Annotated in this window: 24 protein-coding genes; 19 read left to right on the top strand and 5 right to left on the bottom strand. The window is 58.1% G+C overall.

All coding sequences use genetic code 11. From position 1 onward, the window contains the following. Window positions 1–485 precede the first annotated feature (485 nt). Window positions 486–1,361: an EamA family transporter RarD gene (gene rarD / locus D9V82_RS03300; RefSeq protein WP_121910956.1), complete on the bottom strand. Its 876-nt coding sequence runs from the start codon at window positions 1,359–1,361 to the stop codon at window positions 486–488. Between the two features lie 45 nt (window positions 1,362–1,406). Here rarD and dnaE point away from each other — a divergent pair, with 45 nt between their 5' ends. The 5 genes from dnaE to D9V82_RS03275 all read left to right on the top strand — a co-directional run bounded on the left by dnaE (window position 1,407) and on the right by D9V82_RS03275 (window position 8,135). Further along, a complete protein-coding gene (dnaE, locus tag D9V82_RS03295) occupies window positions 1,407–4,976 on the top strand; it encodes a DNA polymerase III subunit alpha (RefSeq protein ID WP_121910955.1) in 3,570 nt (1,189 codons plus the stop codon). Between the two features lie 621 nt (window positions 4,977–5,597). Then, entirely contained in the window at window positions 5,598–6,866 is a 1,269-nt protein-coding gene (ilvA, locus tag D9V82_RS03290; RefSeq protein ID WP_121910954.1) for a threonine ammonia-lyase IlvA, read from the top strand. Beyond that, window positions 6,866–7,510, top strand: coding sequence for a YigZ family protein (locus D9V82_RS03285; protein WP_121910953.1), 645 nt, complete (start codon window positions 6,866–6,868; stop codon window positions 7,508–7,510). Before ilvA ends, D9V82_RS03285 begins: the two co-directional genes overlap by 1 nt. After that, window positions 7,507–7,746: a hypothetical protein gene (locus D9V82_RS03280; protein WP_121910952.1), complete on the top strand. Its 240-nt coding sequence runs from the start codon at window positions 7,507–7,509 to the stop codon at window positions 7,744–7,746. The genes D9V82_RS03285 and D9V82_RS03280 overlap by 4 nt, the downstream gene beginning before the upstream one ends. Beyond that, window positions 7,746–8,135 carry an RNA-binding S4 domain-containing protein gene (locus D9V82_RS03275; protein ID WP_121910951.1) on the top strand — a complete coding sequence of 130 codons (390 nt, stop codon included), beginning with the start codon at window positions 7,746–7,748 and terminating at the stop codon, window positions 8,133–8,135. The genes D9V82_RS03280 and D9V82_RS03275 overlap by 1 nt, the downstream gene beginning before the upstream one ends. On the opposite strand, the gene D9V82_RS03270 is transcribed toward D9V82_RS03275, so the two are convergent. From D9V82_RS03270 to D9V82_RS03255, 4 genes are all read right to left on the bottom strand, one after another. Then, window positions 8,132–9,130: a GTP pyrophosphokinase gene (locus D9V82_RS03270; protein WP_121910950.1), complete on the bottom strand. Its 999-nt coding sequence runs from the start codon at window positions 9,128–9,130 to the stop codon at window positions 8,132–8,134. The two genes, D9V82_RS03275 and D9V82_RS03270, sit on opposite strands and share 4 nt — an antisense overlap. 10 nt (window positions 9,131–9,140) lie before the next feature. Beyond that, on the bottom strand, window positions 9,141–9,758 hold the full coding sequence (locus D9V82_RS03265; RefSeq protein ID WP_121910949.1) for a hypothetical protein: 618 nt from the start codon (window positions 9,756–9,758) through the stop codon (window positions 9,141–9,143). A gap of 73 nt (window positions 9,759–9,831) precedes the next feature. After that, window positions 9,832–11,196: an exonuclease domain-containing protein gene (locus D9V82_RS03260; protein ID WP_121910948.1), complete on the bottom strand. Its 1,365-nt coding sequence runs from the start codon at window positions 11,194–11,196 to the stop codon at window positions 9,832–9,834. 101 nt (window positions 11,197–11,297) lie between these two features. Beyond that, on the bottom strand, window positions 11,298–11,831 hold the full coding sequence (locus tag D9V82_RS03255; RefSeq protein ID WP_121910947.1) for a TetR family transcriptional regulator: 534 nt from the start codon (window positions 11,829–11,831) through the stop codon (window positions 11,298–11,300). Window positions 11,832–11,992: 161 nt separating this feature from the next. Here D9V82_RS03255 and D9V82_RS03250 point away from each other — a divergent pair, with 161 nt between their 5' ends. The 14 genes from D9V82_RS03250 (at window position 11,993) to D9V82_RS03190 (ending at window position 23,202) form a co-directional block, all read left to right on the top strand. Further along, entirely contained in the window at window positions 11,993–12,856 is an 864-nt protein-coding gene (locus tag D9V82_RS03250) for a hypothetical protein (RefSeq protein ID WP_234457585.1), read from the top strand. A gap of 119 nt (window positions 12,857–12,975) precedes the next feature. Then, window positions 12,976–13,383 (top strand): hypothetical protein, encoded by a 408-nt coding sequence (locus D9V82_RS03245; RefSeq protein WP_244208154.1) that lies wholly within the window; start codon window positions 12,976–12,978, stop codon window positions 13,381–13,383. A 443-nt stretch (window positions 13,384–13,826) separates the two neighbouring features. Beyond that, window positions 13,827–15,137, top strand: a complete 1,311-nt coding sequence (hisD, locus tag D9V82_RS03240; RefSeq protein WP_121910946.1) for a histidinol dehydrogenase — start codon at window positions 13,827–13,829, stop codon at window positions 15,135–15,137. Beyond that, window positions 15,138–16,250, top strand: a complete 1,113-nt coding sequence (locus D9V82_RS03235; RefSeq protein WP_121910945.1) for a histidinol-phosphate transaminase — start codon at window positions 15,138–15,140, stop codon at window positions 16,248–16,250. 3 nt (window positions 16,251–16,253) lie between these two features. After that, window positions 16,254–16,856, top strand: a complete 603-nt coding sequence (gene hisB / locus D9V82_RS03230) for an imidazoleglycerol-phosphate dehydratase HisB (RefSeq protein WP_121910944.1) — start codon at window positions 16,254–16,256, stop codon at window positions 16,854–16,856. Between the two features lie 3 nt (window positions 16,857–16,859). Next, window positions 16,860–17,027, top strand: a complete 168-nt coding sequence (locus D9V82_RS12155; RefSeq protein WP_167449717.1) for a hypothetical protein — start codon at window positions 16,860–16,862, stop codon at window positions 17,025–17,027. After that, window positions 17,024–18,274 carry an MFS transporter gene (locus D9V82_RS03225; RefSeq protein WP_121910943.1) on the top strand — a complete coding sequence of 417 codons (1,251 nt, stop codon included), beginning with the start codon at window positions 17,024–17,026 and terminating at the stop codon, window positions 18,272–18,274. The genes D9V82_RS12155 and D9V82_RS03225 overlap by 4 nt, the downstream gene beginning before the upstream one ends. 3 nt (window positions 18,275–18,277) lie before the next feature. Further along, window positions 18,278–18,910, top strand: a complete 633-nt coding sequence (gene hisH, locus D9V82_RS03220; RefSeq protein ID WP_121910942.1) for an imidazole glycerol phosphate synthase subunit HisH — start codon at window positions 18,278–18,280, stop codon at window positions 18,908–18,910. Window positions 18,911–18,923: 13 nt separating this feature from the next. Next, window positions 18,924–19,712: a bifunctional 1-(5-phosphoribosyl)-5-((5-phosphoribosylamino)methylideneamino)imidazole-4-carboxamide isomerase/phosphoribosylanthranilate isomerase PriA gene (priA, locus tag D9V82_RS03215; RefSeq protein WP_121910941.1), complete on the top strand. Its 789-nt coding sequence runs from the start codon at window positions 18,924–18,926 to the stop codon at window positions 19,710–19,712. Between the two features lie 3 nt (window positions 19,713–19,715). Beyond that, on the top strand, window positions 19,716–20,486 hold the full coding sequence (locus tag D9V82_RS03210) for an inositol monophosphatase family protein (RefSeq protein ID WP_121910940.1): 771 nt from the start codon (window positions 19,716–19,718) through the stop codon (window positions 20,484–20,486). Between the two features lie 34 nt (window positions 20,487–20,520). After that, window positions 20,521–21,291, top strand: coding sequence for an imidazole glycerol phosphate synthase subunit HisF (hisF, locus tag D9V82_RS03205; protein ID WP_121910939.1), 771 nt, complete (start codon window positions 20,521–20,523; stop codon window positions 21,289–21,291). Beyond that, the gene (hisI, locus tag D9V82_RS03200; RefSeq protein ID WP_121910938.1) at window positions 21,288–21,650 is read left to right on the top strand and encodes a phosphoribosyl-AMP cyclohydrolase; all 363 of its coding nucleotides are present in this window, start codon (window positions 21,288–21,290) and stop codon (window positions 21,648–21,650) included. Before hisF ends, hisI begins: the two co-directional genes overlap by 4 nt. Next, window positions 21,650–22,285: a TIGR02234 family membrane protein gene (locus D9V82_RS03195; RefSeq protein WP_121910937.1), complete on the top strand. Its 636-nt coding sequence runs from the start codon at window positions 21,650–21,652 to the stop codon at window positions 22,283–22,285. The genes hisI and D9V82_RS03195 overlap by 1 nt, the downstream gene beginning before the upstream one ends. An 86-nt stretch (window positions 22,286–22,371) precedes the next feature. After that, window positions 22,372–23,202: an indole-3-glycerol phosphate synthase TrpC gene (locus D9V82_RS03190; RefSeq protein WP_121910936.1), complete on the top strand. Its 831-nt coding sequence runs from the start codon at window positions 22,372–22,374 to the stop codon at window positions 23,200–23,202. The last annotated feature ends 3 nt before the right edge of the window (window positions 23,203–23,205 follow it).

Genomic DNA, 23,205 nt, shown 5'->3' with positions numbered 1-23,205 from the left:
GCAGGCTCGAACACCTACGCGGCATCGCCTTAGGATTTAAAAACCTCAACCACTACATCGTGCGGTGCCTGATCCACTCCGGACAACTACAGGACAAAATCAACGCACTCTAAAACCGGAAGGGCCCGATAAGGACGTGATGGTCAACATGACCAACGGCACTCAGATAAGCGGCTCCGATCTGGCCCAGCGCACGGATGCCACCGGCCGGCCGATGAATGCCAGGTTCACCACATCTTCAGCTGGGCCGGGGTGGCTGGACTAATGCCAAGAACCTCACCGTAGCGTGCCCGCATCATAAGGGCCGCAATGACGACGACCGCGCCACCCGTCCCCGCAATTGCCGCTTCGAGCGCGTGCATGGCGGCGTGCGGTGGATTGAACCCTGGCTACCGCTACCACCGGACCTTGTTGATACTGAGCCCAGATAGCCTAGAGTTTTGGCCCGGGGTTCCCAACCTTCGGCGGCGACTTACCCGCGTCGCTTATCCGCGCCGCGCACTCTTGCGCGGCGCGTTGTGGCGAACCCGAATGAGATCAGCAATGTAGATGCTGACGGCTACGCCGATGATGCCGAAGCCAATCCACCGGTGCGTGGAGAAGTGCTCTTGGGTGACAAAGAGCGCCCATAGCATCTGCATGAGGGGAGTGAGGTATTGGAGCATACCGATCGTCGATAAGCGCAGCGCCTGCGCGCCTTGGGCAAAGCACAATAGTGGCAGCCCGGTAACCAGACCGGCGCTAATTAAAAGCAGCATGTGTGTCGCGCCTTCCGTGACGAAGGTGCCTTGGCCTGCCTGCTCAATCCACACGATATAGGCTATGGCGATGGGGGCGACCACCAAAGACTCTGCCGCGACCGAGACTGCTGCCGATACCCGCACTTGTTTCTTTATAAGCCCATAGATACCAAACGATGCCGCCAATAACAGCGAGATATACGGTGCCTGGCCGGTAGAGAAGGACAGGTACAACACCGCGATTGTCGCCACGGCGACGGCGGTTGCCTGCCACGAGCGTAGCTGTTCTTTTAAAAAGAACATGCCCAGCGCCACCGATACCAGGGGATTGATGAAATAGCCTAAAGCGGCATCGGCCACGTGATCAGTATTAATCGCCAGCACATAGGTGCCCCAGTTGATCGTGATAAATACACCCCCGGCGGCAAGCCATCCCCACGTGCGCTTGTCCATGTGTACCAATTCGCGCCAGCCGCCGCTGAAGATTAACAATACTGTGACGATAAGCGCCGTCCACAGTACGCGGTGGGCCAGGATTTCTAATGGCGTGGCCGGCAGCAAGAGCGGGAAGAACGCGGGGAAGAATCCCCACATGATGTATGCGGCAAGCGTGTAGACCATCCCCGCATAATATCGTCATATTGACCGCCCCGCTAAGATGACCGCATGGCCAAAAATTCCTCCTTCGTCCACCTACATAACCACACCGAGTTCTCCATGCTGGACGGCATGGCCAAGGTCGATATGTTGGCTGATGAGGTGGTTAAACAAAACATGCCCGCCGTGGGCATGACAGACCACGGCAATATGTATGGATCTGACGCGTTTTATAAGCGCATGACTAGTGCTGGAGTCAAACCCATCATAGGCATCGAGGCTTATATGGCCCCGGAATCGCGCTTTAATAAAAAACGCGTGCTGTGGGGAACCCCGGACCAAAAGCGTGACGATGTCTCCGCCTCGGGCGCGTATTTGCACCAGACAATGATCGCGGAAAACGCGACCGGGTTACGCAACCTGTTCACGCTGTCCTCGCTCGCCTCCTACGAGGGCCAGTTGGGTAAGTGGCCACGCATGGATGCGGAGCTCATCGCCGAGCATGCCGATGGCATCATCGCCACTACCGGCTGCCCATCTGGCGATGTGCAGACCCGCCTGCGCCTCGGCCAATTTAACGAGGCACTCGAGGCCGCGGCCATGTGGCAGGACATCTATGGCAAGGATAACTTCTTCTTGGAGTTAATGGACCATGGGCTGGACATCGAAAAGCGTACACGCGATGGACTGCTCGAAATCGGCCGGAAGCTGGATCTGCCGCCGCTGGTGACCAATGACTGCCACTACGTGCTTGAATCTCAAGCACCGGCACACGAGGCCATGCTGTGCGTGCAGACCGGTAAGACATTTATGGACCCAGATCGCTTCAAGTTCGGCGGTACCGGCTACTACATTAAGTCCGCCGCGCAAATGCGAGAAACCTGGGACGACCTTATTCCGGATGGCTGTGATAATACCCTGTGGATTGCCGAGCGCGTGCAAGACTACAGCGAGGTGTGGGAAGAACACACCCACGACCGCATGCCTATTGCCGATGTCCCCGAGGGCCATACGCCCACCTCCTGGCTGACCCACGAGGTGATGGAGGGGCTGCAACGGCGTTTCCCCGGGCGCGATGTGCCGGAGGACTACATCGAGCGCGCCAAATACGAGATTTCCGTCATTGAGATGAAGGGCTATCCGTCCTACTTTCTCATCGTGGCGGAGCTAATTAAATACGCGCGTTCGGTAGGCATCCGTGTTGGGCCCGGCCGTGGTTCAGCGGCGGGTGCACTCGTGGCCTACGCTTTGACCATTACCAATATTGATCCACTAGAGCACGATCTGCTTTTCGAGCGCTTTTTGAACCCCGAGCGCCCCTCCGCGCCCGATATCGATATCGACTTCGACGATCGCCGCCGCGGCGAGATGATAACCTATGCCGCACAGCGCTGGGGTGAGGACAAAGTCGCCCAGGTCATTACCTTCGGCACGGTGAAAACCAAGCAGGCCATTAAAGACTCCGCCAAGGTTCACTTTGGCCAGCCCGGTTTTCAGATGGCTGACCGCATCAACGGCGCTCTGCCGCCGGCGATTATGGCAAAGGATATTCCGCTGCGCGGCATTACCGACCCCGACCACGAGCGCTATTCCGAGGCCGCCGAGGTCCGCCAGATGATAGAAACCGACCCGGATGTGAAAAAGATCTATGACACCGCACGCGGTTTGGAAGGCGTCGTCCGACAGGCTGGTGTGCACGCCTGTGCGGTGATTATGGCCTCTGTACGGTTGATGGATCACATCCCCATGTGGAAGCGCCCTGCTGATGGCGCTTATATCACCGGTTGGGATTATCCCGCCTGCGAGGCCATTGGTCTGTTGAAGATGGACTTTCTGGGCCTGCGCAACCTCACCGTTATCGGCGATGCCATCGAAAACATCAAGCGCAACCGCGGCGAGGAAGTGCAGCTCGAGCAACTGCATGCTGATGACCCCAAGGTCTCCAAGGTCTATGACCTGCTCTCGCGCGGGGACACCCTGGGCGTGTTCCAGCTGGACTCCGGCGGCATGCAAGAGCTGCTCAAGCGCATGAAGCCCACCGGCTTCAATGACATCGTGGCTTCCCTGGCCCTGTATCGGCCCGGCCCGATGGGCGTGAACGCCCACTGGGACTACGCCGACCGTAAAAACGGGCGTAAGGAAATCACCCCGATTCACCCCGAGCTCGAAGAGCCATTGAAGGAAATCCTGGATGAGACCTACGGCCTCATCGTCTACCAGGAGCAGATCATGCGTATCTCGCAGAAGGTGGCGAACTACACCGCTGGCGAGGCAGACGGGTTCCGTAAGGCGATGGGTAAGAAAAAACCTGAAGTTTTGGCCCAGCAATACGATAAATTCTGGGGCGGCATGCAAGAAAATGGTTACTCTAAATCCGCTATGGATGCGCTGTGGGGGACCATTGAGCCCTTCGCGTCGTACGCGTTTAACAAGTCCCATGCTGCCGGTTACGGGTTGGTCTCATTCTGGACTGCTTATCTTAAGGCTTATTACGCGCCGGAATACATGGCGGCGCTATTGACGTCTGTGGGTGATAAGAAGGATAAGTCCGCCATTTACTTGTCAGACTGCCGTCACCTGGGTATTCGCGTTTTGCCGCCTTCGGTCAATGAATCTGAAGAGGACTTCCAAGCTGTGGGTGAGGATATTCGCTTCGGCATGGGCGCTATCCGCAATGTGGGCTCTGAAGTCGTCGAGTCTATTATTGCCTCGCGTAAGTCAAAGGGGGCTTTTACTTCCTTTAGCGATTACCTCGACAAGATTGATTTGGCAGCGTGTTCTAAGCGCGTAACCGAAGCATTGATAAAAGCCGGAGCCTTTGATGATTTTCAGCAGCCGCGCAAGGGCCTCATGCTTATCCACGAGGACGCCGTCGATGCCGTACACACCACCAAGAAGGCGGCGGACAAGGGACAATTTGATCTCTTTGCCGGTTTCGGCGGCGACGCTGCCTCCTCGGAGAGTGCCTTTGCCATTGATGTTCCGGACGACTCGTGGGATCGCAAGCACGAGTTAGCGCTAGAGCGAGAGATGCTGGGGCTCTACGTTTCTGGCCACCCACTCGACGGGTTCGAAGAGGCACTGGCCGCGCAGACCAATACGCCGCTGACCAAGATCCTCAATGATGAGGTACACAATGGCCAGGAGCTCATCATCGGCGGCATCATCTCTGGTGTGGACCGCCGCTTTTCTAAGCGCGATGGTTCCCCGTGGGCGATTGTCACGGTAGAAGACCATAACGGAGCACAGGTAGAGATCTTGGTATTTAATAAGGTCTACTCGTTGGCAGCGCCGCATATTGTAGAAGACAACATCATCTTGGCGCGGGTTAACGCCAAGGTGCGTGATGAGCGCTTATCGTTATTTTGTTCCGATATTCGCGTTCCCGAGTTGGGGCCCGGCGGTGGCGCGAGCCTGCCACTGCGCTTAACCATGCGCACGGACCAGTGTACGTTGGAGAATATCGCTCGGCTGAAGCAAGTCTTGGTCAAAAACCATGGTGAGTCTGATGTCTACCTTGAGCTCGTCGAGGGTGACCAATCCACCACCATGGTTCTCGGTGAACACCTTCGCGTGGAGAGATCCGGCAACCTCATGGGGGACCTAAAAGCCACCATGGGTGCTGGGATTTTGGGATAGAACATTTCCTGCACCTTTTATAGCCAAATTGCCGCCGACCAGGAAAGAGCAGTAGTGAAATCCTACATAACTGTACTTGCGTTGACTGCGCCTCATTGCAAAGGCAGAAAAGTCCGTTTTATGTAACTAGCGATAAACGCTGACAAAGCGGCACAAGCGGAGGAGGTGGACGGTGACTTAAGGGCCGCTCGAAGTCGAGGCAAGGTTTATGCGGTGGTTCCTAGGCCGAAGGAGCGAACGGGCGTGTCAAGTTCTGCATCCAGACCATCAAAGGCATGGAAACCGGAAAACCCCGTCGGGGCTAGTGTGATCGGAGGCCTCCAGGATTTTTATCTTGCCCGATTGCGCATTTACCGTGAGAATGCGCCGGGAGTCGGCATGGTAGGCCACGAATTCTGCGGGTGACTTGCGCACAATCCCCGATTCATAGGATCCAATGGTGTTTAGCTGTACCGCAGTTGGGCGCACGACAGGCAGCTACACCGACAGAGGCGTGCTTTAGCATCGAGAATCCTTTTTGGAGCACTCCTTTGTGACGAGGCCACGTGACCGTCACGTTCAACCGGAACGAAATCTAGGTGAATCGGTCGATTACTAGGTAGGCGGGTAGACTTTGCAAACATGACTGAATCGACCATCCACGCATCCGATATCCAGCAGGCACAGGCACGCATTAGCTCCGAAATCGCGCCAACGCCGCTGCAGTATTGCCCCCGGCTTTCTGCGGAAACGGGCTGTGAGGTCTATTTAAAGCGAGAAGATCTGCAGGACGTGCGCTCGTATAAGATACGCGGCGCGCTCAATAGCATCTTGAATCTGTCGCAGGAAGAACGGGAACGAGGCATCGTGACGGCATCAGCAGGTAACCACGCACAAGGCGTGGCCTATGCGTGCCGCACCATGGGGATTCCAGGCAAGATCTTCGTCCCAGAGCCCACGCCCATGCAAAAGCGCGACCGCATCCATGTGCACGGAGGCGACCAGGTAGAGCTGGTGGTCGTGGGGGCCAATTTTGACGAGGCAGCAGCCGCCGCGCATGCCGATGCCGCCGCGCGCCACGCCACCTTCATTGAGCCGTTCGACGCTCGCGATACCATCATCGGCCAGGGCACTGTGGCCGCGGAGGTCTTGGCGCAGCTCTCGGCACAGGGGGTCTCGCCTGATACTATCGTCGTTCCAGTCGGCGGTGGCGGGCTGATTTCCGGCATCATTTCCTATTTAGCGGATATGGCACCGCAGGCCAAGGTGGTGGGGGTGGAGCCGGAAGGGGCGGCATCGCTAAGAGCAGCCTTCCGCAACGGAGGCCCGGTTGCGCTAGATAGCGTGGATCCGTTTGTCGATGGCGCGGCGGTCAAGCGCTTAGGCTCGCTGCCGTATGAAATTTTGGAGGCTAACCAATCGCGCCTGCACTGGGACACAGTCTCTGAGGGGGCGGTGTGCACGGATCTGCTCAACCTGTACCAAAATGAAGGTATTATTGCCGAGCCTGCCGGTGCGCTCTCCGTGGCTGGCCTGCAGCGAGTGCCGCTGGAACCTCATTCTACGGTGGTGTGCGTGATTTCTGGGGGCAATAATGATGTGCTGCGCTACGCCGAAATCATGGAGCGCTCGCTGGTGCACCGCGGCCTGAAGCACTATTTTTTGGTCAATTTTCCGCAGGAACCGGGCCAATTACGCCACTTCTTGTCTGAAATCCTTGGACCCAGCGATGACATCACGCTCTTTGAATACCTCAAGCGCAATAACCGCGAGACCGGTGCGGCGCTGGTCGGCCTGCAGCTTAGCCGGGCCGAAGACCTGGCAGGGCTAAAAGAGCGGATGGCGGCGTCTAAGATTTCGGTGCAGCACCTGCAGCCGAATACCCCCGAGTACGAATTCTTGGTGGCTTGATGCGCGATACGTATCGGCGCCCCACCGGCCAGGTGGAACACGAAATTGAGATCAAGCGCTCGCGGTTTATTACCTTGATCGGCCGGGTGACGAATGAGGACGAGGCACGGGCGTTTATCGATGCTGCCCGTCAGCGCTTTCCAGATGCCCGCCACCATTGCTCGGCGTATGTCTATCACGTCGACGATGCGAATCCTGTGGAGCGTTTCTCCGATGATGGTGAGCCTTCCGGAACGGCCGGAAAACCCATGTTAGATGTGGTTAAGGGCTCTGGCATGCTCGATATATGTGCGGTGGTGGTGCGCTACTTCGGTGGCATTAAGCTGGGCGCGGGCGGCCTTGTGCATGCCTACGGCGGGGCGGTTAGCGAGGCTATAGAGAAAGTCGAGGCGGTAACCCGTGGACGCCGGGAGCTTTATACCGTGGAATGCCCACATGCCACGGCCGGGCGCCTCGAAGCGGATTTACGCGGGCGCGGCATTAATATCACCGATACCGACTATGGCAGAGCCGTGACGTTTACTGTTGCCGTGCGCCCCGGTGGCCTTGATGAGCTCCAGGAGATGCTCGCTGCACTCTCCCAAGGCCAAATTAGCGCGCACGAGGCAGGTTCTGCTTGGGTTGAGGTAGGATCTAGAACATGACTATGCAGCAGCAACCGAATAACCCCATTGCGCAGCGCAAGCAGCAGGTGCGCAAGCATTCCCGCAACGCCGTTATTTCCGTTGCCGGTGGTCTAGGCGCAGGAGTCGTTTTAGGTGTGCTTTCTGCTAATTTTGACGCTTGGATGATTGTGGGCCTTATCATCGCCGTCGTTGGCGGCGGCTATAACTGGTTGAAGATCCGCAAAATCGTCAACGAGAACCACAATAATTATTAATGCCTACCCCGCAGCCAAGCGGCCGCCCCGTCCGCATTGATGCTTGGGTATGGGCGGTGCGCATGTTCAAGACCCGATCTGCCGCAGCCACCGCGGTGCGCGCCGGGCACGTGAAAATAAACGGTGAAGCGGTAAAACCAGCGCAACAGGTAGTGCCCGGCGATAGAGTGCGCGTGTGGCGAAACCACCACGAGCACGATTTGGAGGTGCTGGCTACCGTCGCCAAGCGCGTAGGAGCACCGGTGGCGCGCACCTGCTATACCGATCACGCGCCTGCGCCGCCGCCTAAAGAGTTCCTGCCGTCCGTGCCGGTGCGCCCCCGTGGCGCGGGTCGTCCGACGAAGAAGGAACGCCGCGATATGGAAAAATTCCGCGGCGGGTTTCGCTAGGAGTTAGCGCGCAGCGCCCTCAGGCGCGCGTTCAGGCGGCGCCGACGCCCGGCGCGGTCGCCGGCGCCTGCGGTGGCCTCGATATGCTGCTTGCCAAACTTATTGAGCAAGAGGTCATCGATAAGGCGCACCTGCCCGGGAGTAAACCGGTAGCGCATGGTGTCGTGGACGTGGGCAATGGCGTCATCATCAAGCAACTGTTCGAGCTGGTCCAAGGACCGAATATCGTTTACCTCCAGGATTTCCGCCAAGAAGCGGTAGTGTTCCGAGCGCGAAAGCGGGAAGCGATTGCCCAAAAAGATAGCCAAAACACCCGGTAGGGTTTCCGGAGTAAGCTCCACGTCCGTGTCCGCCTCCGTGCTCGGGGCCTTGAGCGCGGCGATCTGATCGAATTGTTGATCAGCCAATTCTATAAGGCCAGCGGCCAGGGTAAATAGGCGGTCGACTTCCGGCGAGGGCGGGGTAGGGCCCTGCTTATAGCGGATATCGTGCTCGAATTCTGCCCACGCGTGCTGCAACACGGTGCGAATTTGTACCTCAAAGGTCCAGCCCACGAAATCTGCGAGCTCCTCCATGGTTGCTGCGCTATCATCCGTCACGGTTAGCACCAGGTGGTGGGATCCGTACCCAAAACCACCGGAAATGCGGGTCTCGGCTGCCTTATCCACAGAGCGCACGACCTTAAAGGACTCACCTAGAACGTTTAGCGCATGGGGAATGATGGTGGAGTGGTACAAGGTAATGCGCACGCCCATGACATCGTGGATATCATCCCACGGACTAGGGTAGATAAAATCGCCGCCCTCGCCCCGCTTTTTGGCTTTGCGCTTGAGCGAGGACCACGCTTTGATGCGGGTTGATACCCGGTCAAAGATGATGCCGGCATCATTGAGCAGGTCTTCGATGGCGGTGCCAAAATCTTCCGCCGCCGTGGGGTGGCTGCGGGTCCAGGCGTGGTACTGATTGCTCAGCCGTGACATCCTGCTTTCCGCCATGGTGCTCCTCTCATAATTCGCGGGGAAATCCGTTAGACCATACTAGCGGGCGCGAATGCAAAACGGTGCGATGGTGGGGAAGCTGTTCGGCGGCGGCGCGGGCGAGATCGCGGGCATAAGCATCGGGCAAATGGGAGAAGACAAAAAGCGTCGCCGAATCCGGGACTAGGTAGGTTAGAGAGTGCGAACGCATTAGACGGCGCATGTGTTTATCCAGCACGGTGAAGGTTTCTGGGTGGGCCAACCACGAGGAAATCGGGGCGCCGTGGGAGCGGACTTGCAGGCCACCATAGGGCGTTGCGGCCGGCAGTGCACAGCCGGCCGGTCGCGTCCAAAAGCGCAGGCCCTGTGAGTCGAGGGCGGCGCGCTGTAGGTTCTGCGAAGCGAAATTCCAAGCTTGGCGGGCGGAGACATCTAGGTCCGCGAGGCCGCGGTGGCTGAGCCGCCGAAAAGTGCGCTGCCCGGGAAAGACTAGCGCCATCAACAAGTTGGGCGAGAGCTGAATGGTGGCAAGCGAATCGCAAAAGCCGTCATCAGAAAGCCGCTGGTGTTTAATCCACGACCGGGCGAAAAGCGCCGGTAATAAGTTAGCGGTGGTGGGGCGGGGAGCGTCGAGGGTAAGGGTCATGGCTGTTTCTCCAAAGTAGTACGTATCTGCCCTTATTGGACTGGAGAGATGGCCGGGTGGTTCCCTTGTTAGTTTAAAAAGGTGGCTCGGCGTCCAGCTCCAGCTCGGAAAAGAGCTGAGCACCGGACCAAAAGGTGATGCTATGACCCTTTTTCTGCAGTTCCTCGGCGCGCTTTTCTTTGGAGGTTTTCTTCGCCCATTCGCCGACGATGAGCAGGGTAGTCTTCTTAGTGACGTTTTTGCCTATGTGCCCGCCTCGCTCGGCGATGCCCTGCCACAGCATCCCCTTATCGTAAGGTTCGAAATCGCCGGTGAGGGTGACGTGTTGGCCATAGAGTGCGCCCTCGGGATCGGCGTCGAGGTTGGGGTCTGGGATAATATCCGGGGTGGCAACGGCCCGCCACGGTGTTCGGTTGGAAGAAGTGGGCTTTTTGCTTGTTCCCGCGGAACGGGTGGAATCGCGAAAATCGGTGCCAGCCCCCAGGTCGTCGCCGGACGTGGGCGCGGTGTGCGCGCGCAACACCGGCAGGATGGCTGAGGATTGAAGTCGGCCGAGCTTAAACTCGCGTTTGGTAAAGAGATCGGTGATGCTTCCGGTGTGCCCGAAGCGCTGGGCTAGCCCAGTTATGATGGTGCCGGCGGCGCGGGCGTCGTGGGTGGCATCGTGGTGGGTAAAAGAGGGCCCACCAAGGTGGTTTACCACGGTGGGAAGTTTATGGTTGGTCACCGAAATAACCCCTTGTCTAGAGGCATCGCGGGACAAAGCGAGCGAGCAGGCGAGCGCAATGGTGGGGATGTCGGCACCGGCAGCCAGCAATCCGTTCCGCAGCGCGGAGGAGTCGAATTGGACGTTATGTGCAACGATGACATCGGAGCCAATGAAATCGAAGAGCTCTGCGGCCGCTGTGGCAAAGGGTACGGCCCCTTCGACATCAGCAGCGGTAATCCCATGGATTGCGATATTGACTTCGGCAAAGTGTTCCAAGCCTGGGGGAGGGGCGCACAGCCACGACCGGGACTCGGTTTCTTGGCCGTCACGGTAGCGCACTGCCCCGATCTGGCAGATGGACCCCCAGTTATCATTAGCGGTCTCCACATCTACCGCGACGAAATTGAGCCCTGGGTTGCCCACAGCGGCTTCTTCGCCAGCATATGGGGTTGTGGCTGCTGCGGGTGCTTCGCCCTTTAGTGCCGCTTCGATGGCGCGCGCTACGCGGTGAGGATCTTGGTTCGGCGCGAAGGCGATGTTGCCGGCGCTGCCTAAGGATAGGGAACCAAAACCGGTGGCGGAGGTTTTGTTAACACGTAGTTCGTCGATGGTATCGAGGGCAATTTCTGTGGTGGCAGACGCGCCCAAGCTACGGGAGAGCAAGCTGTGGTGGAGCACGATTTTTTCCGCCGTGACATCGATGATTACGCCATGCGCGGGATAGGACACGAAAATGGCCTTTCTTCTAGGGTGAGAATCTCAGCGGGCTGTTGCACAGAGATCGTACTCGCCTGTACTTGGCAGAAATCCGCCGCGGGGGGTGAAGTGATTTAATCCACCTCGCTGTGCTGCAAACCAGCATTGATAATCCGCACGCCATGCACCAGATCGCCATGGTAGTCGGTCTCGGTGGTCCCGCCGGTGGTCTCTAGTAACTGACGTTGGGATTGCTCGAGCAGCGTGGCGCCTAAGACGAGGTGAACAGCAGAAAGGGCGGCGGCCTTGCGAGCAGCGCCATCGCAATCGGAGCAGGTGGCGGAGCTAAACTGTGCGACGAGGTGGTCCCAAGCTGGGGAATGCGGCTGCGAGAGCCCAGCGATGGCTACCTCCGCCCCGTCGCGCCGGGCCAGTAGTAATTCGCGCAGGTGGAGGCTAATTTCTTCCAGGGTGGAACCAGTGACGGGGGCGATTATATCTTCGGCAAGAGCGGCGATGAGCGCCTGCTTATTGGCGATGTGCCAGTACAACGCCCCGGGAGCAACGCCGAGAGAAGCGGCGACGCGGCGCATGGTGACATCAGCAAGCCCGTAAGTATTCAAAAGTGTCGTGGCGGCCTCGATGATGCTCTTGCGATGTAATTGCACAGGAGAAATTGTACGTGCTCTATCACTGCAGGGTATAGCTCACAGGTATTTTTAAGACTGTAATAATGTCTCTTGCAAACTTGCATTGTTAGGATTGCGGAGACAAAAGAACCCGTCGTGAGGCGGCTTCGCCTTCGAAAGATTGATTCAGGAGCTCTCCGTTGTCCTTTTTGACCCCTGCAAAGAAGTCCCTTTTTGCGGTCGCCATGGTTGCCCCGATTGCCCTAGCTGCATGTAGCTCAGATAATGAGGATGATATGACGAATACCGCGTCGTCTTCGTCTGCTTCCTCGTTTACTGAGCATTCTGCTCAGGAAACGCCAGTAAAGTCCGAATCTGCGAAGAAGTCTGAATCGGCGAAAAAGTCTAAGGACAAGGATGCCAGCAAGGACAAGGCGAAGGCCAAAGATGCCGACAAGAACAAGTCTAAGGACAAAGGTACCTCCAAGGCCAGGAAAGAAAAGGCAGAAAAGGATAAGAAAAAGGCCGCCCAGGACCCTCAGGAAAAGCCTCAAGAAAGAGTCAATGCGGACGCCAACCCAGTCCCCATGCACAATGCGGATGATCCCTTTGCCCATGCCCAGGACATCAAGCCTATCGAAGACGGGAAAGAAGCCAACGACGGCGATAAGAAGGCTATTGAGCAACTGGTGCGCGGGCAGCATGAGATTGACAATGTCAAAGAATATTTTGGCTACATGCCGGCCCATGCCTGCTCGGCCGTGCGCGAAGGCGAATCCGCGGATTTCCAGCAATACCTCAACTACGTCGATAGCCTGCCTAACCAGTCCTTTGCGGAATACGCGAATTCCATGCGCCAGCAAGGGCGTGACAATGCCCAAATCAACGAGTTTGCCAACCAGTTAGAGGCCATCCCTACCTCCACCAAGGTGGAATCGGTCAATGACGTCGTTGTCAATGGCGATGACGCTTCTGCCACCGTGAGCGTGTCGAACTCGGAGGGTATCGATACCTCGACCGTCCGTTTCCGTCGTGAGGGTGGCAACTGGACCTTCTGTAGCTAATCTTGTCCTACCGCCACGCTCGTATGCCTCGCACTCTCGGTTCTGGTGCGGGGATCCTCGCATGCTGCCTGCCCGTTTTTGGAATTTGTGGCATGCTTTGGGGGTTTATGCGCCCCACAGTGACCGGCCATGCTGTCGAAGGTGGCGGCTATGCCATTGAAGCGGTGGGCAGCGCCCAATTTGTCGCGTTTATAACCTTTGCGCTGGTCACGGGTGCCTTGGGGCTCTGCCTGGGATTGGCCATATTTGCGCAGCGCCGCGGGCGGGGTCTAGCGATGTTGTTGTGGGTGGGGGTATGTGCCCTCGCCGGTGCCGCTTCCTTTTATGTGTTCGGCAGCATTACTGCGACACACCCGCCGGAAAACCCAGGGGATGTCGTGGAGTTTGCGCCGAACTTTTCTCCCGCTGTGGCCTGGGCAGTAGCCCCATTTTTAGCTATGTTTTCCTACTGGTGCACCGCGTTTATTAGCTCCGACGCGGATTGGGAAATTGAGGATGAGGTGCAGCGGGAAGTCACTGTTACTTAACCGGCCAGCTATCGCAAAATTCCCGCGCAATGTTATCGAGTGCATGCACGATAGCGTCGCGGCTCTAGCTTAAAAACCTGGACCACCTGGTCTTGGCTGTGGAGTTGACCAGCGCACAGGGGCCGATATCACCTTAGCTATGAAAGCGGTCGCTTCCGATCCGTGGCAAAGTTGCGGCGGGCATTTCCAAGGTGAGCGTAGACAATCACATCGTCAGCCTGCTCTACTAAGGCCAACGGGGATCTAGGCTCAACGCTCGAAGTGACGAGTTCCTCGTGGGGCGGGAAGTCCACTAGGAAAAATTATGCACCACGCACTCGCTATTGCTGGAATTTGTTGCGAATTAACCGGCCAAGAAGGCGCTACCGCGGCGTTTGAGGCGATAGTATATTGGCTTGTCTACAGATATAGCCCACGGTGATCAACCAGAAAGTGAGCCAGGAATGCTTCGAACTATCGATCTCCGCGGTCAACAGCTACGTCCCGCCACGCTGCGCCGCGTTCTTCCGCGCGGTGGCACCGATGTGAATTCCGTTATGGGGACTGTTGTTCCAATCGTGAATAAGGTGCGCGAAGAAGGTGCCCGGGCAGCACTGGATTTTGGGGAGCAATTCGATGGGGTGCGCCCGCCGTCCCTGCGGGTCCCTCTGGCGGATTTACGGCGGTCCGCCGAAGAACTTGATCCCCAGGAACGTGCGGCCATCGAGGCCTCCATTGCGCGGGTGCGGCGCGTGCATGCGGACCAAAAGCCTGATTCGCACGTCACGGAGCTGGCCCCTGGCGCCACGGTGACTGAAGTTTTCCGCCCTATCGAGCGCGTGGGCCTCTACGTGCCTGGAGGTAAGGCGGTTTACCCGTCATCGGTGATCATGAATACCGTGCCCGCGCAGGAGGCCGGTGTTTCGAGCTTGGTGGTAGCCTCTCCGCCGCAAAAGGACCACGGTGGTTTGCCGCACCCCACAGTTTTGGCCACGTGCTACATGCTAGGTGTGGAGGAAGTATGGGCCGTCGGTGGTGGTCAGGCGGTCGCGCTTTTGGCCTACGGCGATGTGAAACAAGACTTAGATCCCGTGGATATAATTACTGGGCCGGGCAACATTTTTGTCGCGGCGGCGAAAAGGGCGGTGCGCGGTGTAGTGGGCACCGATGCGGAGGCAGGCCCGACCGAGATTGCCATCTTGGCGGATGAGACCGCAAACCCCGTCTATGTGGCCTACGATCTTATCTCCCAGGCAGAGCATGATCCGATGGCGGCGAGCGTGCTGATCACGGCATCGGAAAGCATGGCCCAGCAGGTGCAACAGGAAGTCGAGCGCCGATATACGGCAACTGAAAACTCCGTTCGCGCCGCGGAGGCACTGACAGGCGAGCAATCCGGAATTGTGCTGGTGGATTCCGTGGACGCGGGCATTGCCGTGGCGAATGCTTATGCCGCCGAGCATCTAGAAATCCACACCGCGAATCCGCGCGCGGTGGCGGAGTGCATCAACCACGCCGGCGCCATCTTCGTCGGCGCGTATTCCCCGGTGCCCTTGGGGGATTATTCCGCTGGCTCCAACCACGTGCTGCCCACCTCGGGTACGGCGCGGTTTTCTGCGGGTCTGTCCACCCATACCTTCCTCCGGCCGGTCAATCTCATCGATTATGACCGCGCTGCCCTGGAGGAGATCGCCCCGCACGTCATCGCCTTTGCTAATGCAGAACACCTACCCGCCCACGGGGAGGCTATCCGCGCCCGATTCGAGGAGAAATAAATGACCCAGCTAGATGACCTACCGCTGCGCGCGGAATTGCGAGGCGAGACCGCCTATGGCGCACCGCAGTTACAGGTGGCCTACCAGCTCAATACCAACGAGAATCCTTTCCCACCTTCGCCCGCGCTTGTCGATGACCTCGTGGCCGAGGTTCGCCGCTGCGCGAGCTCGCTCAACCGTTACCCCGAGCGCGATGCAGTTGAGCTGCGCACCGAGCTGGCCCGCTACGTTTCGCAGCAAACCGGCGTAGATGTCACTTACGAACAGGTCTGGGCGGCTAATGGATCCAATGAAATCCTGCAGCAGCTTTTGCAAGCCTTTGGCGGCCCTGGACGCAGCGCGTTAGGATTTACGCCCTCTTATTCCATGCACCCCATCCTTTCTGCCGGCACGCACACCAGGTTCATCGCATGCCCACGCGATGAAAACTTCGGTATCGACATGGGCCGTGCCTTGGCAGCGGTAGCCGAGCACAAGCCCGACGTCATCTTCGTTACCACCCCAAATAACCCCACTGGGGGAGTGACCAGTTTGGAGGATATTGCCTCGCTTATTGATGCCGCCCCCGGCATCGTCATCGTCGACGAAGCCTACGCTGAGTTTTCTAAATCACCATCCGCAACGTGCTTATTAAAAAAATACCCCACCAAGCTTGTGGTTTCCCGTACCATGTCGAAGGCTTTTGATTTTGCTGGCGGGCGACTCGGCTATTTCGTGGCGGACCCGGCCTTTGTCGAGGCCATCATGCTCGTGCGCCTGCCGTACCACCTATCCGTCTTGTCTCAGGCCGCGGCCACCGTGGCCTTGCGCCATAGCGCGGAAACTCTCGCTACTGTAGAGACCATCGCTGCCGAACGCGACATGGTGGCGGGGCGCCTGCGCGAGATGGGGTATACCGTCATGCCGAGCGAATCGAATTTCCTTTTCTTTGGCAATTTTGCGGACCAGCACCGCGTGTGGGAGCAGTTTTTGGACGAAAAAGTACTCATCCGCGATGTAAGCATTGATGGGTATTTGCGCGTGACTATTGGCCTGCCAGAAGAAAATGCGGCCTTTCTGGCTGCGGCGCAAAAGCTAGCGACTACAGTAGGAGCGAATACTTTAAAGGAGTGAGATATGACAAACCGGGTGGGGCGTGCCCGCAGAGCAACCTCGGAATCAGACATCACTGTTTCCATCGACCTGGACGGCACTGGGATAAGCGATATTTCCACCGGGCTGCCGTTCTTTGACCATATGCTTACCGCGTTTGCCGCACACGGACTATTTGACCTCAAAGTACAGGCCGTCGGTGACGTGGAGGTCGACGCCCACCACACGGTGGAAGATACCGCCATCGTATTAGGCCAGGCACTCCGCGAAGCTGTGGGGAATAAGTCCGGGATTCGTCGCTTTGGTTCCCAATTGCTGCCTATGGATGAATCCTTGGTAGAAGCAGTGGTGGACTTTTCGGGCCGCGCGTATTTTGTGATGAATGGCGAGCCAGAGAACCTCCAGTGGCAGACCATCGGCGGGCACTATGCCACAGTGATTAACCTTCACTTCTTCGAAACGCTGGCTACTCATGCAGCCATGACCCTGCACATTAACGTTCGTTACGGCCGCGATCCGCATCATGTGACAGAGGCGGAATACAAGGCGGTAGCCCGCGCGCTTCGCATAGCCGTGGACCATGATCCGCGCCAGACTGGTATCCCTTCGACGAAGGGAGCTCTGTAGCCCGTGCAGTTTATGATCCTTGTCCTATTTTTGCTGGCAGGCCTTTTGGTAGGTGGAGCTTGGTCTGCCTATCAGCAGGACTCGAAGTTTTTGACGGTCGTCGCCGCGCTTTTAGCCGTGATTACTGTGGTCGCGGCCATCGCCTGGATGGTGGGAGGCTTTAGTAAATGAGCGAATTCCAAGAGACCAATATTTGGAAGATACCCGGCTATACGCCGACGATGGTAGCCATCGCTGCCGCCTTTGGCGCCTGGTCCATCTTGCTTCCCGTGGTGCCGCTGGCCGTCATTGACTCTGGCGGTTCCGCAACTTTGGCGGGTGGGTCCACCGGTATCTTTATGGCCGCTACCGTTGCCACGCAGATCATATCGCCGTGGCTATTGCGCCGCTGGGGCTACCGGCGAGTGATGGCGCTTTCTGCCTTTACCTTAGGCGTTCCGGCTTTCGGTCACCTGCTGGGCACCGACGCCTGGATCGTCTTGCTGTTTTCCGCCATACGCGGGGTCGGCTTTGGTGCTCTGACCGTGTCCGAATCCGCTCTCATTGCTGAGCTTTCCCCGGTGCGCCTGCTGGGCAAGGCCACCGGAATGATCGGCGTATTCACTGGCTTTGGACAGATGATCTTCTTGCCGCTCGGCCTGTTTATGGCGGATTCCTTAGGTTATGCCTCCACCTATATTACCGCTGGTTTCATCGGTTTCTTGGGCTTTGCAATGTGCCTGCGCATCCCTAAAATTAAGGTCACCTTGGCCGAGGATAACGACGAGGAAGTCAATATTATCCGCGTTCCTACCTGGAAGTTAGTGGCGGTCCCGGCTCTTGCCTTGACGACTTTCTCCATGAGCTACGGCGCCATTTCCTCATTTCTATCTCCCGCGATGCAGCAACTTGATGCCGCAAAGGGTGCCAGCCTTGCTGGTGTCATGTTGTCCATCGTGGGCGGTGCGGCCATGATATTCCGGTACTTCGCAGGCGTCGTGGCAGACCGCACCGGCGCCCCTGGCAGCCTGTACCTTCCGAGCCAGATCATGGCGATCATCGGCGTCGGGACGATTTCTTTGACCCTATTTATGGAAAGCTCCATTTTCTGGCTGGTGCTCGGCGCCGTTCTTTTCGGTGGAGCCTTCGGTATAGCGCAAAACGAGGCCTTGCTATCGATGTTCGACCGGCTTCCCCGCGAACGGGTCTCGGAGGCTTCGGCCATTTGGAATATTTTCTACGATAGTGGCACCGGCCTCGGTTCGACTCTGCTTGGTGCTTTGGTGGCCGGCTATGGCTACGGCGGTGCCTTCGGAGTGGGGGTTGCGATCCTCATTGTCGGATTGGCCTTGACCACGACTGACTTCATTTTGGGTCGGACTCGCATCAGCGAGACCAACGATATCCGCACGCGGTTGCGTCGAATGCGTAAGGTATAGCCCATGACAAAAACGGTGGTGTTATTGGACTACGGTGCGGGCAATATTCGCTCGGTCCAGCGCGCTCTCGAGCGCGTTGGTGCGGAGGTAACCGTTACTGCGGATCCGTATTGGGCCCTCGAGGCCGACGGGTTGCTGGTTCCCGGCGTGGGCGCGTTCGATGCCTGCATGAAAGGGCTGAAGGCCGTCAACGGGCCGCGGGTCATCGGCCAACGCCTGGCAGGAGAGCGACCGGTCATGGGTATTTGTGTGGGCATGCAGGTGCTTTTTGATGCCGGGGTAGAGCACGGAATCCATTCCGCGGGTTGCGGTGAATGGCCGGGTACGGTCGAGCGCCTGCACTCTGCCGTTTTGCCGCACATGGGCTGGAACACCATTGAGATGCCAAATGATAGCGCCATGTTTACCGGGCTTAACTCCGACGAGCGGTTTTATTTTGTGCATTCCTACGGGGTACGCCGGTGGGAATTAGAAACTTCCATTACCCGACCGCCGTTGGTCAGCTGGTGTGCACACGCCGGTGATTCTTTTGTAGCGGCGGTGGAAAATGGCGCGCTCTGGGCCACGCAATTCCATCCCGAAAAATCAGGGGATGCGGGCGCGCAGTTATTGGAAAACTGGATGCACACGCTCTAGGTAGGATGGAACCATGACTTTTACGCTTTTGCCTGCAGTCGATGTCGCCGGTGGCAAGGCCGTGCGCTTGGATCAGGGAGAGGCCGGCACCGAAAAGGTCTACGGCTCCCCGCGGGATGCCGCTCTCGAGTGGCAGCGCCAAGGCTCCCAGTGGCTGCACTTTGTTGACCTCGATGCTGCTTTTAACCGCGGTTCCAATCACGCCCAGATGGCGGGGATTACCCAAGAACTTGGCATTAATGTCGAGCTTACCGGCGGTATCCGCGATGATGCCGGGGTAGAGCGCGCGCTGGCTACCGGCGCGAACCGCATCAATATTGGTACCGCCGCCTTAGAAAACCCGGAGTGGATAGAAAAGATCCTTGGCCAGTATGGCGAGAAAGTCGCCGTTGATTTGGCTGTGCGCTTAGAAGAAGGCGAGTGGCGCACGAAGGGTAATGGCTGGGTCTCTGATGGTGGAAATCTCTGGGAGGTACTCGAGCGCCTCGATGCCGCAGGATGTCGGCGCTTTGTGGTCACGGATGTGTCCAAAGATGGAACGCTGACTGGGCCCAATGTGGAATTGCTGCGGGAGGTAGCAATGGCCACCGATGCTAAGGTGACCGCCTCCGGCGGCATTTCCTCTTTGGCAGATCTCCGTGAGCTTGCACGGTATGAAAATGAGGGCATTGATTCGGCGATCATCGGCAAGGCACTGTATGAAGGAAACTTCAGCTTGGAAGAGGCACTAGCGGCGGTAGCAGAGGTAGAGCCGCTTCCCGCAGAGGTACCCATCGATCCTATTGACCCCGAGGAAGAGTAAGTGATGATGGATCCGCGCGAGTTGGTGGCTCTCGCCGAGGCGGCCGTTGACCAGGTCGAGCCTATCTTTCGATCCGGCATCGGGGTGCCTCCGGCCTATGTCAAAAGCCGGGGTGATTTCGCTACTGAGGTGGATGTGACCATCGAAAAGCGGCTGCGCGATATTCTGCAGCAGATGACCGGTATACCGGTCTACGGGGAGGAATCCGGCGGTAACATTCATGACACCGTGTGGGTTGTCGATCCGATCGATGGGACCGCAAATTATTCTGCGGGAAACCCCCTCGCCGGCATCCTGGTCGCCCTGATCCACGAAGGCCAGCCTGTAGCGGCGATTTCTGATTTTCCCCTCCTGGGCAGGCGCGTGGTTGCCAGCGATGGCTCGCCGTTGCGTTCTGTGGGAGGGCCATCCGGCGGGTTCAGTGGCGGGAAAGAATCCCCGGAATTCGATGAAGCCCGGGGGCACGTGGGGTGTTCTTCCTCCCTGCCGACCGCGGTAATCCACCAACTGCGCGAAACCGGCTTGCGCCCGCGCATGACGGGCTCGGTGGGGCTCGATAATGCTTTCGTGGCGCAGGGAGTTTTTGACGGTGCCGTCAATTTCTCGCCGCATCCGTGGGATAACGCAGCGGGGGCGCTTCTGGTGAAGGCAGCCGGGGGCATCGTTACGGATCCACAGGGCAATCCGTGGACCGCGCAGTCGCGGGGTATGGTTTCTGGTACCCCGCAGGTGCACGAGACAATCCTGAAGAACCTGTCTCACAACTTAGACTAATCCCTCTACCGACCTGAGAAGGAGGCAGCCCCGCATGGCTGTAGCCGTACGCATTATTCCCTGCCTTGATGTGGATCAAGGCCGCGTAGTCAAGGGCGTGAATTTTGCTCACCTGCGCGATGCAGGGGACCCCGTGGAATTGGCCGCGCGCTATGAAGAACTAGGGGCAGATGAACTGACTTTTCTCGATGTCTCCGCATCCAAGCACGGTCGTTCCACCATGCTCGATGTAGTACGCCGCACCGCCGATCAGGTCTTTATCCCCCTTACAGTGGGCGGGGGAGTGCGCAGCGTTAACGATGTGCGCGAGCTCTTGCGTACAGGCGCTGATAAGGTGTCGATCAATACCGCCGCGATTGCTAATCCCGAATTGCTCCGCGAATTGGCAGAAGTCTTTGGTTCGCAGTGCATCGTATTATCCGTAGACGCACGGCGTACCGATGCAGCACACGCACCATCGGGGTTTGAAGTTACAACGCACGGCGGCACGACATCGGCTGGCATCGATGCAGTCGACTGGTCCCGCACCGGGGCGGAGCTAGGCGTGGGGGAGATCCTTTTAAATTCCATGGACGCAGATGGCACGAAGGGTGGATTCGACCTTGAGCTTCTGCGCGCGGTGCGGGAAACGGTGCACATTCCCGTCATTGCCTCCGGCGGGGCAGGTGCGGTAGCGGATTTTCCACCCGCCATCGGAGCTGGTGCCGATGCCGTGCTGGCAGCGAGTATTTTTCACTTTGGAGAGGTAGAAATTGGCGAGGTCAAAAAGGCCCTGGCGGACTCCGGATACGAGGTGCGCCGATGAGCAATCCCGCAGACTATGAGCTCGACCCACAGATAGCCGCGCAGCTCAAGCGCAATGAACAAGGGCTTGTACCGGCTATTGCCCAGGCCGATTCCGGTGAGGTATTGATGCTTGCCTGGATGGATGACCACGCGCTGGCGCACACGTTGGCCACGCGCATGGGCACCTACTTCTCGCGCTCGCGTGGTGAGTATTGGATTAAGGGCGAGACTTCTGGGAATATACAGGAGGTGCTCGGTGTGCGTCTTGATTGTGATGGCGATACTATTGTGCTAACTGTGCGTCAGCGCGGCCCAGCGTGTCACACCGGTGACCGCACCTGCTTTGATTCGAGAGTTCTTCTAAAGGATGAGTCCTAATGGCGAGGCGACTTGGCCCGCTCCTTATTGCGGTGGGTACGGCGGTACTGTGGTTTTCTTCCCGCAGCACCTGGGTAAAAGCAGTAAGCGAAGATGATAAATCGGGCTCGGCAACCAACGAGATCGTGGGCTCAGCGTGGTCCTTAGGACTTATGGCATCGACGCTGGTCCTCCTCACCGGGGTGCTTGCCGGAATCGCCCTGCGCCGGATAGGGCGTCGCATCGTGGCCATTGTGTGTGCTCTCGCCGCGGCTGCTGCCGCATGGAGTCCTATTAACCTGCTGACCAGCGGCGCTGATGCCGAACGCGCGCAAAAAATATTGCAAGGGGTGTTCGCGAACGAGAATGCGGTGGACTCAGCCACAATTTCTGAGTGGGCGAGCGTCGTATCCACGGAGGCCACTACGTTCGGTCCAATCGTGGCTATTTTCGGCGCTGGCTTGGCGTTTTTCGGCGCCGTACTCTTGGCCCGGAACCCCGGAAGGGACAAGGTCAAAGCCTCGAGCAAATACGATACCCCCGCCGCCCGCCAAGAAAAGCTGGCGGAAGATTTGGAGACCTCCTCCGATTCCGGCCGCGTGATGTGGGCCGCACTCGATAACGATATCGACCCGACCGATGTGGGCCGCAAATAGCCCCGTTCGCACCGCGCAATTTCCGGAAACGCCTCGAATAGCGTTAATCTAAGTGTGATTTTAATCGCGCTGGGAGGGAGGTGCTTATGCCTACACCCATAGCCGTCGATCACTTGGTCGGTGGGGTGCTAGAGGATGTCGCGGCGCGCGAAGCACGTATTTCCTTCCAAGACGTTAAGGCGCGCTCACGGGATATGGAGCCGCCCCGCGATGTTCGCGCGGCTCTTTTAAAGCCGGGTTGTTCAGTGATTACTGAACTGAAACGAGCAGTCCCTTATGCTGGGGAAATCGCCCGCGTGGGTTCGGCCGACCAGATGGCCGAATGGGCGCGGACCTTTGAGAGCTGTGGCGTGCATGTGATGGCTTGTCAAACGGATATGCGGCGCTTTAACGGTTCTTTTGAGGATATGGCGACCGCACGCGCTGCCATCGATATACCGATGATGGCGCGCGACCTTATCATCGACCCATACCAGATCCATGAGGCGCGTTGTTACGGTGCCGACGCGATCCCATTGCAGGTCGAGCTTTTAGAACAAGCCCGGCTGGAGGCTCTTTTGGACCGGGCGGAATCGCTGGGCATGACGGCCATCGTGGAGGTGAGGACCTGTGGAGAGGTTAACCGCGCCATCAAGGCGGGCAGCAGTGTCATCGCGATTAATGCGTGGTCCCTTGCTTCTGATGAGATTAATCGGGAGGCCTTTAACGATATCGCCCCGGGGCTGCCGGAATCTATCTTGCGCATTGCCGTAGGTGGGGTGAATAATGCCCGCAACCTTTTCCACTATGCCTCCCGCGGGGCGGATGCGGTATTGGTCGGTGAATCCGTCATGGCGGCCCAAAATCCTACAGCTTTGGCGCGGTCTCTGGTGGCTGCTGGCCAACACCCCGCATGCCCTTCGCGTAAAAGTTATTAGAAA

Origin of the sequence: Corynebacterium macginleyi, from assembly GCF_003688935.1 — a bacterium.
Classification (GTDB): Bacteria; Actinomycetota; Actinomycetes; order Mycobacteriales; family Mycobacteriaceae; genus Corynebacterium; species Corynebacterium macginleyi.
The sequence above is the reverse complement of the archived record's forward strand: the minus strand, read 5'-3'. Positions and strand labels throughout refer to the sequence as shown.